General features: G+C 68.8%; 21 protein-coding genes. 20 read left to right on the top strand and 1 reads right to left on the bottom strand.

The window, feature by feature from the left end; all coding sequences use genetic code 11:
* From rplX to map, 11 genes are all read left to right on the top strand, one after another.
* Entirely contained in the window at positions 1 to 360 is a 360-nt protein-coding gene (gene rplX, locus BR70_RS0115065; RefSeq protein WP_017885522.1) for a 50S ribosomal protein L24, read from the top strand.
* Complete coding sequence (gene rplE / locus BR70_RS0115060; protein WP_027466726.1) at positions 360 to 950, top strand: 50S ribosomal protein L5; 591 nt, start codon at positions 360 to 362, stop codon at positions 948 to 950. Before rplX ends, rplE begins: the two co-directional genes overlap by 1 nt.
* Before the next feature lie 153 nt (positions 951 to 1,103).
* Complete coding sequence (gene rpsH / locus BR70_RS0115055; protein ID WP_017885519.1) at positions 1,104 to 1,502, top strand: 30S ribosomal protein S8; 399 nt, start codon at positions 1,104 to 1,106, stop codon at positions 1,500 to 1,502.
* Between the two features lie 6 nt (positions 1,503 to 1,508).
* Positions 1,509 to 2,045, top strand: a complete 537-nt coding sequence (gene rplF / locus BR70_RS0115050; protein ID WP_017885518.1) for a 50S ribosomal protein L6 — start codon at positions 1,509 to 1,511, stop codon at positions 2,043 to 2,045.
* A gap of 2 nt (positions 2,046 to 2,047) precedes the next feature.
* The gene (gene rplR / locus BR70_RS0115045) at positions 2,048 to 2,422 is read left to right on the top strand and encodes a 50S ribosomal protein L18 (RefSeq protein ID WP_027466725.1); all 375 of its coding nucleotides are present in this window, start codon (positions 2,048 to 2,050) and stop codon (positions 2,420 to 2,422) included.
* Entirely contained in the window at positions 2,419 to 3,267 is an 849-nt protein-coding gene (gene rpsE / locus BR70_RS0115040) for a 30S ribosomal protein S5 (protein WP_027466724.1), read from the top strand. Before rplR ends, rpsE begins: the two co-directional genes overlap by 4 nt.
* The gene (rpmD, locus tag BR70_RS0115035; RefSeq protein ID WP_017885515.1) at positions 3,267 to 3,452 is read left to right on the top strand and encodes a 50S ribosomal protein L30; all 186 of its coding nucleotides are present in this window, start codon (positions 3,267 to 3,269) and stop codon (positions 3,450 to 3,452) included. Before rpsE ends, rpmD begins: the two co-directional genes overlap by 1 nt.
* Entirely contained in the window at positions 3,449 to 3,913 is a 465-nt protein-coding gene (gene rplO, locus BR70_RS0115030) for a 50S ribosomal protein L15 (RefSeq protein WP_027466723.1), read from the top strand. The genes rpmD and rplO overlap by 4 nt, the downstream gene beginning before the upstream one ends.
* A gap of 147 nt (positions 3,914 to 4,060) precedes the next feature.
* Positions 4,061 to 5,383, top strand: a complete 1,323-nt coding sequence (gene secY / locus BR70_RS0115025) for a preprotein translocase subunit SecY (RefSeq protein WP_027466722.1) — start codon at positions 4,061 to 4,063, stop codon at positions 5,381 to 5,383.
* The gene (locus BR70_RS0115020; protein ID WP_027466721.1) at positions 5,380 to 5,970 is read left to right on the top strand and encodes an adenylate kinase; all 591 of its coding nucleotides are present in this window, start codon (positions 5,380 to 5,382) and stop codon (positions 5,968 to 5,970) included. The genes secY and BR70_RS0115020 overlap by 4 nt, the downstream gene beginning before the upstream one ends.
* Before the next feature lie 5 nt (positions 5,971 to 5,975).
* Positions 5,976 to 6,809 carry a type I methionyl aminopeptidase gene (gene map / locus BR70_RS0115015; RefSeq protein WP_442854649.1) on the top strand — a complete coding sequence of 278 codons (834 nt, stop codon included), beginning with the start codon at positions 5,976 to 5,978 and terminating at the stop codon, positions 6,807 to 6,809.
* A 161-nt stretch (positions 6,810 to 6,970) separates the two neighbouring features.
* Here the strand turns inward: map and BR70_RS21245 are convergent, their stop codons facing one another.
* Positions 6,971 to 8,248, bottom strand: a complete 1,278-nt coding sequence (locus tag BR70_RS21245) for an LCP family protein (RefSeq protein WP_051596995.1) — start codon at positions 8,246 to 8,248, stop codon at positions 6,971 to 6,973.
* 294 nt (positions 8,249 to 8,542) lie between these two features.
* Here BR70_RS21245 and infA point away from each other — a divergent pair, with 294 nt between their 5' ends.
* From infA to BR70_RS21235, 9 genes are all read left to right on the top strand, one after another.
* Positions 8,543 to 8,764, top strand: a complete 222-nt coding sequence (gene infA / locus BR70_RS0115005; protein ID WP_017885509.1) for a translation initiation factor IF-1 — start codon at positions 8,543 to 8,545, stop codon at positions 8,762 to 8,764.
* A 70-nt stretch (positions 8,765 to 8,834) separates the two neighbouring features.
* Positions 8,835 to 8,951, top strand: a complete 117-nt coding sequence (rpmJ, locus tag BR70_RS22915; RefSeq protein WP_022903266.1) for a 50S ribosomal protein L36 — start codon at positions 8,835 to 8,837, stop codon at positions 8,949 to 8,951.
* Positions 8,952 to 9,134: 183 nt separating this feature from the next.
* The gene (gene rpsM, locus BR70_RS0115000; RefSeq protein WP_017885508.1) at positions 9,135 to 9,509 is read left to right on the top strand and encodes a 30S ribosomal protein S13; all 375 of its coding nucleotides are present in this window, start codon (positions 9,135 to 9,137) and stop codon (positions 9,507 to 9,509) included.
* A gap of 9 nt (positions 9,510 to 9,518) precedes the next feature.
* The gene (rpsK, locus tag BR70_RS0114995; protein ID WP_017885507.1) at positions 9,519 to 9,917 is read left to right on the top strand and encodes a 30S ribosomal protein S11; all 399 of its coding nucleotides are present in this window, start codon (positions 9,519 to 9,521) and stop codon (positions 9,915 to 9,917) included.
* Positions 9,918 to 10,122: 205 nt separating this feature from the next.
* On the top strand, positions 10,123 to 11,118 hold the full coding sequence (locus tag BR70_RS0114990) for a DNA-directed RNA polymerase subunit alpha (RefSeq protein ID WP_017885506.1): 996 nt from the start codon (positions 10,123 to 10,125) through the stop codon (positions 11,116 to 11,118).
* A 63-nt stretch (positions 11,119 to 11,181) separates the two neighbouring features.
* Positions 11,182 to 11,760, top strand: coding sequence for a 50S ribosomal protein L17 (rplQ, locus tag BR70_RS0114985; RefSeq protein WP_027466719.1), 579 nt, complete (start codon positions 11,182 to 11,184; stop codon positions 11,758 to 11,760).
* Between the two features lie 140 nt (positions 11,761 to 11,900).
* Positions 11,901 to 13,019: an FUSC family protein gene (locus BR70_RS21240; RefSeq protein WP_051596994.1), complete on the top strand. Its 1,119-nt coding sequence runs from the start codon at positions 11,901 to 11,903 to the stop codon at positions 13,017 to 13,019.
* A gap of 76 nt (positions 13,020 to 13,095) precedes the next feature.
* Positions 13,096 to 14,004, top strand: a complete 909-nt coding sequence (gene truA / locus BR70_RS0114975; protein WP_081827412.1) for a tRNA pseudouridine(38-40) synthase TruA — start codon at positions 13,096 to 13,098, stop codon at positions 14,002 to 14,004.
* Complete coding sequence (locus tag BR70_RS21235) at positions 14,001 to 14,744, top strand: MBL fold metallo-hydrolase (RefSeq protein ID WP_035809251.1); 744 nt, start codon at positions 14,001 to 14,003, stop codon at positions 14,742 to 14,744. The genes truA and BR70_RS21235 overlap by 4 nt, the downstream gene beginning before the upstream one ends.
* The last annotated feature ends 70 nt before the right edge of the window (positions 14,745 to 14,814 follow it).

Raw genomic sequence — 14,814 nt, 5'->3', positions numbered from 1 at the left:
ATGGCGAACATCAAGAAGGGTGACCTCGTCCAGGTCATCACGGGCGCGACGCAGGAGCGTGGCGGCGACCGTGGCAAGCAGGGCAAGGTCATCGAGGTCCTCAAGGACAAGAACCGCGTCGTCGTCGAGGGCGTGAACTTCGTCACGAAGCACGTCCGCGTCGGTCAGACGCAGCGTGGTTCGAAGACCGGTGGCATCGAGCAGCACGAAGCCTCGATCCACGTCTCGAACGTCGCACTCGTCGACCCGAAGACGAAGAAGCCGACGCGTGTCGGTTTCCGCACCGAAGAGGTGGAGAAGGACGGCGTCAAGAAGACCGTCCGTGTCCGCTACGCGAAGAAGTCTGGTGAGAAGCTCTGATGACTGACACGACTGCTGCGCCCGCTGGCAATATCCAGCCGCGCCTCAAGCAGAAGTACCTGGCCGAGATCAAGACGGCCCTCACCGAGCAATTCGGTTACGCGAACGTCAACCAGGTCCCCGGCCTGGTCAAGGTCGTCGTGAACACCGGTGTCGGCGAGGCCGCTCGTGACTCCAAGATCATCGAGGGGGCCATCAAGGACCTCACGGCGATCACGGGTCAGAAGCCCCAGGTCAACATCGCCCGCAAGTCCATCGCACAGTTCAAGCTGCGCGAGGGTCAGGCCATCGGCGCGCACGTCACCCTCCGCGGTGACCGTGCGTGGGAGTTCCTCGACCGCCTGGTGACGCTCGCACTGCCCCGCATCCGCGACTTCCGCGGTCTCAGCGACAAGCAGTTCGACGGCAACGGCAACTACACGTTCGGTCTCACGGAGCAGTCCGTGTTCCACGAGATCGACCAGGACCGCATCGACCGTGTCCGCGGCTTCGACATCACTGTCGTGACCACCGCGAAGACGGACGACGAGGGACGCGCGCTGCTCCGTCAGCTCGGCTTCCCGTTCCGCTCCAACGAGCAGACGGTCTAAACTACTTCGGGCGGTGCGGGCCGGAGGATTCACGTCCTCCGGCCCGCACGCACGAACACACCGATCTCGGGGAACCGCCCCGGGATCACTCGATCGCTCAGGTCGGCATTCGTGGAACGGGTGTCGAAACCAGGTGAGAAATGGACGAACATCATGACGATGACCGATCCGGTCGCAGACATGCTGACCAGATTGCGGAACGCGAACTCCGCGCACCACGACGCAGTCGCGCTCCCGAGCTCCAAGCTCAAGAAGAACATCGCCGACATCCTCAAGCGTGAGGGCTACATCAGCGAGTGGAAGGTGGAGGATGCCCGAGTCGGGCAGACCCTCACCATCGACCTGAAGTACGGCCCCGAGCGCGAGCGTTCGATCGCCGGCATCAAGCGCGTCTCGAAGCCGGGCCTCCGGGTCTACGCGAAGTCGACGGAGATCCCCCAGGTCCTCGGTGGCCTCGGCGTGGCGATCCTCTCGACCTCCTCCGGCCTCCTGACCGACCGCGAAGCCGAGCAGAAGGGCGTGGGTGGGGAAGTCCTCGCCTACGTGTGGTGATCGACAATGTCACGAATCGGACGTCTCCCCATCGACATCCCCGCCGGCGTCACCGTCTCCGTTGACGGTCAGAACGTGGCGGTCAAGGGCCCGAAGGGCGAGCTCGCGCTCGTCATCGCGGAGCCCATCCAGGCCAAGGTCGAGGAGAACCAGGTCCTCGTCACCCGTCCGGACGACGAGCGCGAGTCGCGTTCGCTCCACGGACTGACCCGGACCCTCATCGCCAACAACATCATCGGCGTGACCCAGGGCTACACCAAGGGCCTCGAGGTCGTCGGCACCGGTTACCGTGTCGCGGCCAAGGGCTCGAACCTCGAGTTCGCGCTCGGGTACTCCCACTCGATCACGGTCGAGCCGCCGGCGGGCATCAGCTTCGCGGTGGAGGGCAACAACAAGGTCACCGTCGCCGGTATCGACAAGCAGGCTGTCGGCGAGGTCGCCGCGAACATCCGGAAGCTCCGGAAGCCCGAGCCCTACAAGGGCAAGGGTGTCCGTTACGCCGGCGAGAACGTGCGCCGCAAGGCCGGAAAGTCAGGTAAGTGATCATGGGACTCCTCAAGACACGAGGCAAGAGCAAGGCGGCCGCCAAGGCGCGTCGTCACAACCGTCTCCGCAAGAAGATCACCGGCACCGAGGCTCGTCCCCGTCTCGCCGTCACCCGCTCGTCGCGTCACGTGTTCGTGCAGGTCATCGACGACTCGAAGGGTCACACCCTCGCCAGCGCCTCGACGATGGAGGCAGACCTCCGCTCGTTCGACGGCGACAAGACCGCCAAGGCCCGTCGCGTCGGTGAGCTCCTCGCCGAGCGCGCGAAGTCGGCTGGCGTCGAGGCCGTGGTCTTCGACCGCGGTGGCAGCAAGTACGCCGGTCGCGTCGCCGCGATCGCCGATGGTGCCCGTGAAGGAGGGCTGAACCTGTGAGCGACAACGCGAACACCAACGAAGACGCCAAGACCGAGGCCGTCGAGGCCACGGAGACCGAGGCAGTCGAGACCACGGAGACCACCGAGGCGAGCACGGAGGCCACGGCCACCGAGGCAACCCCCGAGGCGACCACCGAGGGCGCCAAGACCGGCAAGGAGGCGGAGGCACCTGCCGTCGCCGAGCGTCCGGTCGAGACCGCCGCGGGCTCCGCGTCCAACAACCGCGACTCCGCTGACAACCGTGGCCGTCGTGGTGGCGGTCGTGACCGTCAGCAGGGCCGCGACCGCAACAACCGCGGTGGCGACAGCCAGTTCCTCGAGCGCGTGGTGACCATCAACCGCGTCTCGAAGGTCGTCAAGGGTGGTCGTCGCTTCAGCTTCACGGCGCTCGTCGTCGTCGGTGACGGCAACGGCCTCGTGGGCGTCGGCTACGGCAAGGCCAAGGAGGTCCCCACGGCGATCTCCAAGGGTGTCGAAGAGGCGAAGAAGAACTTCTTCCGCGTCCCCCGCGTCGGCAACACGATCCCGCACCCGGTGCAGGGTGAAGCCGCCGCTGGCGTCGTCCTCCTGCGTCCGGCCGGCCCCGGTACCGGTGTCATCGCCGGTGGTCCGGTCCGCGCCGTGCTCGAGTGCGCCGGCATCCACGACGTCCTGAGCAAGTCGCTCGGCTCGTCGAACACCATCAACATCGTGCACGCGACCGTCGAGGCTCTGAAGCAGCTCGAGGAGCCCCGCGCCGTCGCGAGCCGTCGTGGCCTCGACGTCGAGCGGGTCGTCCCGGCCCGTCTGCTCCAGGCCGAGGCCGCAGCCCTGCGTGCCGCGACCGAGAAGGCAGGTGCGTGATGGCGATGCTGAAGATCACGCAGATCAAGTCCGTTATCAGCGAGAAGCAGTACCAGCGCGACACCCTGCGCAGCCTGGGCCTCAAGCGCATCGGCCGTTCGGTCGAGCGTGAGGACAACTCCCAGAACCGCGGGTACATCGCGACGGTGGCGCACCTCGTGAAGGTCGAGGAGGTCGACGCATGAGCGACGAGAAGAACGAGCGCGTGCAGGTGCTGAAGCTGCACCACCTCCGTCCCGCAGAGGGCGCCAAGAAGGACCGCACCCGCGTGGGTCGCGGTGAAGGCTCGAAGGGCAAGACCGCTGGGCGTGGTACCAAGGGCACGAAGGCCCGTTACCAGGTCCGGGTCGGCTTCGAGGGTGGGCAGATGCCGCTGCACATGCGCACCCCGAAGCTCCGCGGGTTCAAGAACCCGTTCCGGGTCGAGTACCAGGTCGTGAACCTGGACAAGATCTCGGAGCTCTACCCCGATGGTGGCGACGTCACCGTTGCGGGCCTGGTCGCCAAGGGCGCCGTCCGCAAGAACGAGAAGGTCAAGGTTCTCGGTCAGGGTGACATCACCGTGAAGATCACGGTCACGGTCGACAAGGTCTCGGCGTCCGCCGCCGAGAAGATCGTGGCTGCTGGCGGCACCGTCTCCCAGTAACCCCCGTCGGCGGCCCGTGCGTTTGCGCACGGGCCGCCGTTACGGTTTCCTTGACAGTGGCCGGCATCCGTCGGCCAGGTCGGCCCTGCCGACCGAAACCGGTCCGGCCGCGATCGACGGCCCCGGTCCCACAAGTTCGGAGTCATCGTGTTCAGAGCGGTCGCGCGCATCATGCGCACCCCTGATCTTCGCAAGAAGATCGGCTTCACCCTCGCGATCATCGCGCTGTTCCGTCTCGGGTCGTACATCCCGGCACCGTTCGTCGACTACGCCGCCGTGCAGAGCTGTCTCGCCAGCGCGTCGTCCTCCGGCGGTCTCTACGACCTCATCAACCTCTTCTCCGGCGGCGCGCTGCTGAAGCTCTCGGTCTTCGCGCTCGGCATCATGCCGTACATCACGTCGTCGATCATCGTGCAGCTCCTGCGTGTGGTCATCCCGCACTTCGACACCCTCTACAAGGAGGGCCAGTCGGGCCAGGCGAAGCTGACGCAGTACACGCGCTACCTCACGATCGCACTCGGTGTCCTGCAGTCCACGACGCTGATCACGGTCGCTCGCTCCGGCGCCCTGTTCGGCACCAACGCCTCCGCGTCCTGCACCTCGATCATCTCGAACGACAGCTGGTACGCCATCATGCTGATGGTCGTCACGCTGACCGCCGGCACCGGCCTCATCATGTGGATGGGCGAGCTCGTCACCGAGCGCGGCATCGGCAACGGCATGTCGCTCCTGATCTTCACGTCGATCGCGGCGCAGTTCCCGTCGGCGCTCTGGGCGATCGAGCAGTCGCAGTCGTTCGAGCTCTTCCTGTTCGTGATCCTGGTCGGACTCGTGATCATGATGGCCGTCGTGTTCGTCGAGCAGTCACAGCGGCGGATCCCCGTGCAGTACGCCAAGCGCATGGTCGGGCGGCGGACGTACGGCGGCAACAACACCTACATCCCCATCAAGGTCAACATGGCCGGCGTCGTGCCCGTCATCTTCGCCTCGTCACTGCTGTACCTGCCGGCTCTGATCGCGCAGTTCAACCAGCCCTCGGACGGCTCCGAGCCGGCCGCGTGGGTGACCTGGATCCAGAACAACCTGACCTCGGGTGACAACTGGTTCTACATGGTCCTGTACTTCCTGCTCATCGTCGGGTTCACGTACTTCTACGTGGCGATCACCTTCAACCCCGAAGAGGTCGCCGACAACATGAAGAAGTACGGCGGGTTCATCCCCGGCATCCGTGCCGGTCGTCCGACCGCCGAGTACCTCGACTACGTCCTCACCCGGGTGACGCTGCCCGGCTCGCTCTACCTCGGTCTCATCGCGCTCATCCCGCTGGCAGCACTGGCGCTGTTCGGCGCGAACCAGAACTTCCCGTTCGGTGGCGCGAGCATCCTCATCATCGTGGGTGTCGGTCTCGAGACCGTGAAGCAGATCGACTCGCAGCTGCAGCAGCGTCACTACGAAGGGCTTCTCCGTTGAGCGCACGTCTCATCATCGTCGGACCTCCCGGAGCCGGGAAGGGCACCCAGGCCGGCCGCATCGCTGACTCCCTCGGGATCCCCGCGATCTCGACCGGGGACATCTTCCGCAAGAACGTGGCAGACGGCACCCCACTCGGCGTGCAGGCGAAGGCGATCATGGACGCCGGCGACTACGTGCCGGACTCCCTGACGAACGAGCTCGTGAAGTCCCGGCTGCAGGAGCCCGACGCCGAGCACGGGTTCCTGCTGGACGGGTACCCGCGCACGGTCGGTCAGGTCGAGTACCTCGACGCGCTGCTCGCCGAGCAGGGCACCGCGATCGACGCCGTCGTGCAGCTCGTCGCCGACCAGGACGAGCTCGTCGGCCGCCTGCTCAAGCGTGCCGAGGACCAGGGTCGCAGCGACGACAACGAGGAGACGATCCGTCGCCGTCAGCAGGTGTACGCCGAGCAGACGGCGCCCATCGTGGCGGCGTACGGCGAGCGTGGCCTGGTGGTCGACGTCGACGGCCTCGGCGCGATCGACGAGGTCGGCGACCGCATCCAGACGGCACTGGCGGGCCGCGGGCTCTCCGCGACCGTCTGACCAGCGTGGTGCGGTTCAAGAAGCCCTCGATCTACAAGACCCCGGAGGAGCTCCGGGCGATGGTCCGTGCGGGCCTGCTGACCGCCGAGGCGCTCGACGCCGTCCGTGCAGCGATCCGCCCGGGCATCACGACCGGCGAACTCGACGCGATCGCCGAGCGCACCATCCGTGACGGCGGCGGGATCCCGAACTTCCAGCTCGTGCCCGGCTACCGCCACACGCTGTGCGTGTCCGTGAACGACGAGATCGTGCACGGGATCCCCGGTGAGCGCGTGCTCGCGCCCGGCGACATCGTGTCGGTGGACGCCGGCGCCGAGGTCGACGGCTGGAACGGCGACAGCGCGTTCACGACGGTCGTGCCCGGTGGCGACGCCACGGTCGCCGCAGCGCGGCAGACGCTCTGCGACACGACCGAGCGGTCGCTCTGGCACGGCATCGCCGCGCTCGCCCACGCGAAGAACCTGCACGAGGTGGGCTCCGCGGTGGAAGACGCGATCGACGAGACCGGCGCGTGGGGCATCGTCGAGGACTACACCGGTCACGGCATCGGCCGGTCGATGCACGAGGACCCGCCGGTCTTCAACTACCGCGTCCGTGGTGCCGGCCCTGCCGTCAAGCCGGGGCTGGTGGTCGCCATCGAACCGATGGTCACGGCCGGCACGATCGACAGCTCGACGGACGACGACGACTGGACCGTCCGCACGCTCGACGGTTCGGACGCCGCCCACTGGGAGCACAGCGTCGCGGTGCACGCGGCTGGGATCTGGGTGCTCACGGCCGCCGACGGCGGCGCTCGGGGCCTGGCCCCGCTGGGTGTGACGCCCGTCCCGATCCCGTAGGACGGGCCTCCAGTCCGGATCCGGTGCCGACGACCGGCGCACCTGCGCGACGCGCGCATCTGCGCGACGCGACGGCCGGGAGGCCCGGCTGACTTCCGACGTGTCGCCTACCTCGCGCGGACCCGCCCCGACCAGTGCCGGACGGACGCCGTGGCGTCGGGTCAGTTGCCGACGGAGCAGGTCTCCTCGGAGGCGCTCTGCCCGGTGATCGACGAGGGCAGCGGCGTCGCCGACGCGGTCGGCGTCCGAGTGGCGGTCGCGCTCGGCGTCGCTGACGGCGTGCCGGCGGTCGACGGGGTCCCGGACGAACCCGTGGTGCCGGACGACCCGGTGCCGGTCGAGGTCCCGCCGCCCGACGGCGACTCCTCGGACGCGCGACCGGTGCTCGAGTCGCTCAGCGAGGACCGGACGTCGTTCTGCAGCGCCACGTTCAGGGTGTGGGCCGTCTCCTGGTCGACGATCACCCGGGCGCTGTCGTCGGGGTCGTCGGCCACCGGGTACTGCACGAAGAGCATGTTGGCCGTGCTCATCCCCCGCAGCGCCGCGGCGAGCTTGACCAGGGTGCCGGTCTGGGCCAGGCCGTCGGACAGCGTCATGTTGGACAGGGCGGCACCGGCCAGCTTGTAGAGCGTGATCGGGTTCGAGAGCGTGCCGTCCGAGGTGACCTTGCGGAGGAGCGCCGACAGGAACACCTGCTGCGAGCTGATGCGAGCGAGGTCGCTGCCGTCGCCGACCCCGTGGCGGGTGCGCAGGAAGGCGAGGGCGTCCGAGCCCTCGAGGGAGTGCGAGCCCGTCGTGAGGTGCAGGCCGGTGAACGTGTCGTCGATCGGCTCGGCGACGCACACGTCCACGCCGCCGAGGGCGTTCGACATCTCGATCACGCCGTCGAAGGTGATGAGCCCTGCGTAGGGGATGCTCAGGCCGGTCAGGTTCTCGACCGTGTCCACGACGCAGGAGACACCGCCGTTGCCGAGCGCGGTGTTGAACATCGCCGAGGTGGACGCGGGGTAGGTCGTGCCGGTCGCGGGGTTGGTGCAGGCCGGGATCGGGACCATCAGGTCACGGGGGAAGCTGACCGCGGTGAGCTGCTGGTGGTCCGCCGAGATGTGGATGAGCATCGTGACGTCGTTGCGGGCGCCCTCGACGTCCTCGTCGGAGTCGAACTGGCCGACCCGGGTGTCGCTGCCGATGAGCAGGATGTTCGCCCCGCCCTTGATCGCCGAGATGTCCGCGGTCTTGGCGGTGTTCTGGTCGTCGGTGCTCAGTGCGACGGTCTGCGGGGCGGTGGCGAGCTGCGCACCGGCGATCGCGGCGACGCTGGTGCCGCTGACGAGCAGGACGGCGACGGTGGCCGCGACGACGGTGACGAGCGTGCCCCAACCCTGACGACGGGCCTGCTTGCCGTGGCTGGCGAAGGGGCGTCGGATGGCGTCGGGCACGTGTTCTCCGTTCGGTGGTCCGGCGCGAACTGCTGGTGCGGCGGACGTGGCTGCGGAGCCAAAGTACGGTTCGCGCGCTGGTGCGCGCCCTGAGCGCGCCGTCAAACCACTGTGGAACGCTCAGCCACGGTTCCGGAAGCCCCAGACGTGGGGTGTTCCGCATCCCCACTTGGCAATTGCGGGTTTACCACATAAGATCGATCTTTGGTGTGTCATGCCCTCTCGGGTGTGGCGACCGACCCGCAGACCGGTTCGGGGATCACACCTGTTCCACAACCAAGCGACAGTGAGGCTATGGCCAAGAAAGACGGCGTCATCGAGATCGAAGGCTCGGTGCTCGAAGCTCTGCCCAACGCGATGTTCCGCGTTGAGCTGACGAACGGACACAAGGTCCTCGCGCACATCTCCGGGAAGATGCGCCAGCACTACATCCGCATCCTCCCCGAGGACCGCGTGATCGTGGAGCTGAGCCCGTACGACCTGACCCGCGGCCGGATCGTCTACCGCTACAAGTGATCCGCGAGCTGGAAAGGAACGGCACGGCAATCCTGCCGAGCACGAAGCCAGCGAGCACGAGGAAAGAACCATGAAGGTCAACCCCAGCGTCAAGCCCATCTGCGAACACTGCCGTGTGATTCGCCGCAAGGGCCGCGTCATGGTGATCTGCAAGAGCAACCCGCGTCACAAGCAGCGCCAGGGCTAGTCCCGGGTGCGTGACCGGCACCGGTGTCCCTCGGACACCAGGCTGCTCGAGCACGACCCACAACTGAAGATCGACAACGCAGTACCAGAACCCGGTCGCACGACGGCTGGGGGACACCTCGGGGCGGAGGCCCGAGCACCGGTACTGCGCCACACCTCCATCGACAACAGGAGCAGCCATCACATGGCACGTCTAGCAGGCGTCGACATCCCGCGCGAGAAGCGCGTGGAGATCGCACTCACGTACATCTACGGCGTCGGCCGTACCCGCGCCGTCCAGGCACTGACGGAGACCGGTATCTCCGGTGACATCCGCGTCAAGGACCTGACCGACGACCAGCTCGTCGCCCTCCGTGACTTCATCGAGGGCAACTTCAAGGTCGAGGGTGACCTCCGCCGTGAGGTCGCCGCCGACATCCGCCGCAAGGTCGAGATCGGCAGCTACGAGGGTCTCCGCCACCGTCGTGGTCTCCCGGTGCGCGGTCAGCGCACCAAGACCAACGCTCGTACCCGCAAGGGCCCGAAGCGCACCGTGGCAGGCAAGAAGAAGGCTCGATAGGAGACCCCGATGGCTACCCCCAAGACTGCCGCGCGCAAGCCGCGCCGCAAGGAGAAGAAGAACGTCGCTGTGGGCCAGGCCCACATCAAGAGCACGTTCAACAACACGATCGTCAGCATCACCGACCCGTCGGGTGCCGTCCTCAGCTGGGCGTCCTCGGGTGCCGTGGGCTTCAAGGGTTCGCGCAAGTCGACGCCGTTCGCGGCGCAGCTCGCCGCCGAGTCCGCTGCGCGTCAGGCGCAGGAGCACGGCGTCAAGAAGGTCGACGTCTTCGTGAAGGGCCCGGGTTCGGGTCGCGAGACCGCGATCCGCTCCCTCCAGGCCGCTGGCCTCGAGGTCGGCTCGATCAACGACGTCACGCCGCAGGCGCACAACGGGTGCCGCCCGCCCAAGCGCCGTCGCGTCTGACGCGAGGAGCAACCGGCCGCGCCCTGCTCGTCCCCTGACCGGATCCGTTCCGGCGAGGGCGGGCAGGGCCCGCGGCCATTCCTGGTCGTTCGATCGCGCACGTGTGTGCGCGTGATCACAACTCAACAGACCCGTCGGGGCCCATGCGGCCCCGTCGTACCGCCAAGTGTCATATAGCGGACACTTCGCCGAAAGGAATCCCACAGTGCTCATTGCACAGCGCCCCACCCTGACCGAGGAGCCGATCTCCGAGCACCGCTCGCGCTTCGTCATCGAGCCGCTCGAGCCGGGCTTCGGTTACACCCTCGGCAACTCGCTGCGCCGCACGCTCCTCTCCTCGATCCCCGGCGCGGCTGTCACCAGCATCCGCATCGACGGCGTCCTCCACGAGTTCAGCACCGTTCCCGGTGTCAAGGAAGACGTCACCGAGATCATCCTCAACATCAAGAGCCTGGTCGTCTCCAGCGAGCACGACGAGCCCATCACGGCGTACCTGCGCAAGCAGGGTGCCGGTCAGGTCACCGCAGCGGACATCTCCGCTCCGGCCGGCGTCGAGATCCACAACCCGGAACTCGTCATCGCGACCCTGAACGACACCGCGCGCTTCGAGCTCGAGCTCACGATCGAGCGTGGCCGTGGCTACGTCTCGGCGACGCAGAACCGTTCCGAGTTCAGCGAAGCCGGTCAGATCCCGATCGACTCGATCTACTCGCCGGTCCTCAAGGTCACCTACCGCGTCGAGGCGACGCGTGCCGGTGAGCGCACGGACTTCGACCGCCTGGTCGTCGACGTCGAGGCGAAGCCGGCCATCACGCCGCGCGACGCCATCGCGTCGGCCGGTCGCACGCTGGTCGAGCTGTTCGGGCTCGCTCGCGAGCTCAACACGGCGGCCGAGGGCATCGAGATCGGCCCCGCGCCGGTCGATGCCGTGCTCTCGAACGAACTGCAGACCCCGATCGAGGACCTCGACCTGTCGGTCCGCAGCTACAACTGCCTGAAGCGGGAGGGCATCAACACGGTGTCCGAGCTCGTCGCCCTGTCGGAGACGCAGCTCATGAACATCCGCAACTTCGGTCAGAAGTCGGTGGACGAGGTCAAGGACAAGCTCACCGAGCTCGGCCTGTCCCTCAAGGACACCGTCCCCGGATTCGACGGCGCCCACTTCTACAGCGGGTACGACGAGGACGAGTCCAACAACTGACCTCGCGCTCACGCGCAAGCGCGCTGACACCGCGCGCACCACTTTCACCACTGGAGAACTGACATGCCGAAGCCCACCAAGGGCCCCCGCCTCGGTGGCGGTCCCGCCCACGAGCGCCTGCTCCTGAGCAACCTCGCCAACGCCCTCTTCACGCACGGTCGCATCACGACCACCGAGACGAAGGCCAAGCGCCTCCGTCCGGTCGCCGAGCGTCTCATCACGTTCGCGAAGCGCGGCGACCTGCACGCGCGTCGTCGTGTGATCAGCATCCTGCGCGACAAGTCCGTCGTGCACACGCTGTTCACCGAGATCGCCCCCCAGGTCGAGGACCGCCAGGGCGGTTACACCCGCATCACGAAGCTCGGCTTCCGCAAGGGCGACAACGCCCCGCTGGCGTCGATCGAGCTCGTCCTCGAGCCCGTCTCGAGCACGCCCGCTCCGGTCAAGCGCAACTCGGCTCCGGCCGCTGCTGCCGCCCCGGTCGACGAGCCCGCCGCTGACGAGACCACCGAGGAGGCCCCGGTCGAGGAGACCGAGACCACCGAGGAGTCCGCCCCGGTCGAGACCGAGTCCGAGACCAAAGCTGCTGCCGAGGTCGAGGCCGACGCCGCCGAGAAGTCGGACGACGCCGACACCAAGTAGTCCGGTGCCCTCCGGGGCGCTGCACCACCACGAGGAAGCCCCCGCGACCCAGGTCGCGGGGGCTTCCTCGCGTCCGAGGCTGGTCACGGGCACGGACGGCTCGGCGTAACGTCCCCGGCCGGGTGCGAGGGAAGGAAGTCATGGCGTTCCAGCACGTTGCGGGTCTGGGGACGAGGGTCTGGCGGTGGAGCCGGACCTCGGGCACGCAGCCGCGCCTGCTGCACGCCGGCAAGGCCGCCGCCGCCGCCGTGATCGCGTGGTTCGTGGCGCGGCACATCCCGGGCGTCGCGGCCGAGTACCCGTACTACGCACCACTCGGTGCCGTCGTCGCGATGCAGACCACGGTGTTCGCGGGCATCCGGAGTGGCGTGCAGACCCTGGTCGGGATCGCCCTCGGCATCCTCATCGCCGCGTTCACGATGTGGGTCGGCGACCCCGGCTTCCTCGCGATCGCGCTCGCGGTCGGTGTCGGGGTGCTGGTCGGCGGGTTCCGCGTGCTGGGGGAGGGCAGCTCGTGGGTGTCCACCGCGGCGCTCTTCGTGCTGCTCGTCGGTGGCGCGAACGCCGAGGGTTACTCGCTCGGCTACCTCGTGCAGATGGCCGTGGGGGTCGTCATCGGACTGTTGGTCAACTTCCTGGTGTTCCCGCCGCTGCACTTCTGGGACGCCGAACACCGCATCGACGCGGTGAACGGTGTGCTGGCGGACCACCTCGACGGGCTGGCGGCCGTGCTCGAGGAGGGCAAGCGCGACGAGAAGGTGTGGGACCACCAGCAGGACCGCCTGGACCGCGCGATCGCGGACGTGCGGTCGCGGGTGGCGATCGCGCACGAGAGCCGACGGCTCAACCCCCGTGGTGCACTGCGCGGGTCGCGAGCGCGGCTCCAGAAGGACGGCGGACGCTTCCGGGCCCTGGAGCGGGTCGCCTGGTACACGACCGACCTCACCGAGCTCGTGGCACGCTCCGGCCCGGTGTCCGAGGGCGTCGGGCGTCCGGACCCGGCGTTCGCCACCCCCATCGCCGAGGCCCTGCGGAAGATCGCCAGCACGATCCGCGGGGACTCCCCGGAGGACCAGGCCGAAGAAGCCATCGCTCGACTCGAGGCAGCGCTCGACGCCTCGCGTGAGAACCCCTCCCACGTCGCGGTCGCCTCGGCCGCGCTCGTCGCCCTGCGCGGGATCGTCGAGTCCGAGCGACGCGCCACCGACGACCTCGACACCCGGACGGGTCCGTCGGCGTTCGGTCGTCCGCGGGGCTGAGCGGGCGCGGGCGGTCGCCGTCCGGCAGATCCAGCGCGGGCCGGGAGGCGCGGATCACCCCCGCTACGGTGGTCACGTGGACGAGACGGTCGGCTTCCAGGACCCCGACAGCACGGGCGACGTGCGGCTGCGGTTGGACATCGCCTACGACGGGGCGGCGTTCTCCGGGTGGGCCCGGCAGCCCGGGCTCCGGACCGTGCAGGGCGCGCTCGAGACCGCACTCGCCACCGTCTTCACCCGCTGGGGCGAACCGCCGCTGCTCACCGTCGCCGGACGCACCGACGCCGGGGTGCACGCCACGGGGCAGGTCGCACACCTGGACCTGTCGGCGGAGCAGTGGGCAGCGCTCACCGCCAAGCGCGGGACGGGCCGCTCACCGCTCGACGGGCTGCTCAAGCGGGTCAACGGCATCGCGGCACCCGAGGGGGACGTCGTCGTCACCGGTGCCTCGGTGGCGCCCGCCGGGTTCGACGCGCGGTTCTCCCCGCTCTGGCGCCGGTACGAGTACCGGATCGCGGACGCCGACGCCCCGCGCGATCCACGTCGTCGTGGGCACACGGTCTGGCACGCGGCGCGGCTCGATCCGGCAGCGATGGAGCGCGGTGCGCTGACGTTGCTCGGGCTGCACGACTTCGCGACGTTCTGCAAGCCGCGCGAGGGGGCGACGACGATCCGGACGTTGCAGCAGTTCCGCTGGGACCGCGAGCCGGACGGTGTGCTGGTGGCGCGCCTCCAGGCTGACGCCTTCTGCCACTCGATGGTGCGGGCGATGGTCGGCGCGACCATCGCCGTGGGCGAGGGCCGTTTCGGCCCGGACCGCCTCGAGGAACTGCGCGTCGCCGAGGAGCGCACGAGCGCCTTCAAGACGGCGCCGGCGAAGGGACTGACGCTGACCGAGGTGGGGTACCCGGCGGACGCGGAGCTCGCGGAGCGGGCGGAGCAGACCCGGGCCCGACGGTCGGTGGACGGTACCGTCGAGGGATGAGCCCGCGCGAACCCCGTTCCGTCGTGTCCGTCGCCCCCGGAGTCGTCTTCGTCGAGGGCCCGGTGTCCAACTGGGTGGTGCTGGCGGAGGAGGACGGCGTCGCGCTGATCGACGCCGGGTACCCGGCCGACACCGACCTCGTGCTCGACACCGTGCGCGCCGCCGGACACGACCCCGCAGACCTGCGTCGCGTCTACGTGACGCACGGGCACGTCGACCACGTCGGCGGCATCCCCGGGATCCTCGAGCGGCACCCCGACGTCGAGGTGCTCGCCCACGCCGACGAGCTCGCCAACGTGCGCGGACCGGAACGGCAGCAGGTCACGCCGGCGGAGATCGGCGGCCGACTCGCCAGCCCCCGCGTGCTCGCCTGGCTGGCGCGGGCCATCCGATCCGACGCCCTGCGACCCACCACCGTGCCGTCCGCTCGCGCGTTCACCGGTGCGGACTTCGCAGGTCGGGCGATCTCGCCGTTCCCGGCCGTCGGCCACACCGACGGCTCGACCGCGTACCTGCTGCCCGCGGCGGATGCGATCGTCACGGGCGACGCGGTCGTCAGCCGACACGACACCCAGCCGGGGTCGTGGGCCCCGCGCCCGCGGATGATCACACCGTTCTTCACCGCCGACCAGGACCGCGCGCTCGAGTCGGCACGGGCGCTGCCGTTCCCGGCCCTCGTGCTGCCGGGACACGGACCGGCGGTCCGACGTGTGGGCGGGACCTGGATGCCGATCGGCTGATGCGGCGCGATCGGCGGATGTTGCCGAACGCAATCATTTACCTCGACGCAACCTGAATGTCCCCGCAGGT

The sequence above is a fragment of the Curtobacterium sp. UNCCL17 genome (genome assembly GCF_000686685.1).
GTDB lineage: Bacteria > Actinomycetota > Actinomycetes > Actinomycetales > Microbacteriaceae > Curtobacterium > Curtobacterium flaccumfaciens.
The sequence above is the reverse complement of the archived record's forward strand: the minus strand, read 5'-3'. Positions and strand labels throughout refer to the sequence as shown.

Coding starts and splice junctions, on each gene's coding strand:
- rplX (WP_017885522.1), top strand. CDS start 1: ATGGCGAACATCAAGAAGGGTGACCTCGTCCAGGTCATCACGGGCGCG.
- rplE (WP_027466726.1), top strand. CDS start 360: ATGACTGACACGACTGCTGCGCCCGCTGGCAATATCCAGCCGCGCCTC.
- rpsH (WP_017885519.1), top strand. CDS start 1,104: ATGACGATGACCGATCCGGTCGCAGACATGCTGACCAGATTGCGGAAC.
- rplF (WP_017885518.1), top strand. CDS start 1,509: ATGTCACGAATCGGACGTCTCCCCATCGACATCCCCGCCGGCGTCACC.
- rplR (WP_027466725.1), top strand. CDS start 2,048: ATGGGACTCCTCAAGACACGAGGCAAGAGCAAGGCGGCCGCCAAGGCG.
- rpmD (WP_017885515.1), top strand. CDS start 3,267: ATGGCGATGCTGAAGATCACGCAGATCAAGTCCGTTATCAGCGAGAAG.
- rplO (WP_027466723.1), top strand. CDS start 3,449: ATGAGCGACGAGAAGAACGAGCGCGTGCAGGTGCTGAAGCTGCACCAC.
- infA (WP_017885509.1), top strand. CDS start 8,543: ATGGCCAAGAAAGACGGCGTCATCGAGATCGAAGGCTCGGTGCTCGAA.
- rpmJ (WP_022903266.1), top strand. CDS start 8,835: ATGAAGGTCAACCCCAGCGTCAAGCCCATCTGCGAACACTGCCGTGTG.
- rpsM (WP_017885508.1), top strand. CDS start 9,135: ATGGCACGTCTAGCAGGCGTCGACATCCCGCGCGAGAAGCGCGTGGAG.
- rpsK (WP_017885507.1), top strand. CDS start 9,519: ATGGCTACCCCCAAGACTGCCGCGCGCAAGCCGCGCCGCAAGGAGAAG.
- rplQ (WP_027466719.1), top strand. CDS start 11,182: ATGCCGAAGCCCACCAAGGGCCCCCGCCTCGGTGGCGGTCCCGCCCAC.
- BR70_RS21240 (WP_051596994.1), top strand. CDS start 11,901: ATGGCGTTCCAGCACGTTGCGGGTCTGGGGACGAGGGTCTGGCGGTGG.
- BR70_RS21235 (WP_035809251.1), top strand. CDS start 14,001: ATGAGCCCGCGCGAACCCCGTTCCGTCGTGTCCGTCGCCCCCGGAGTC.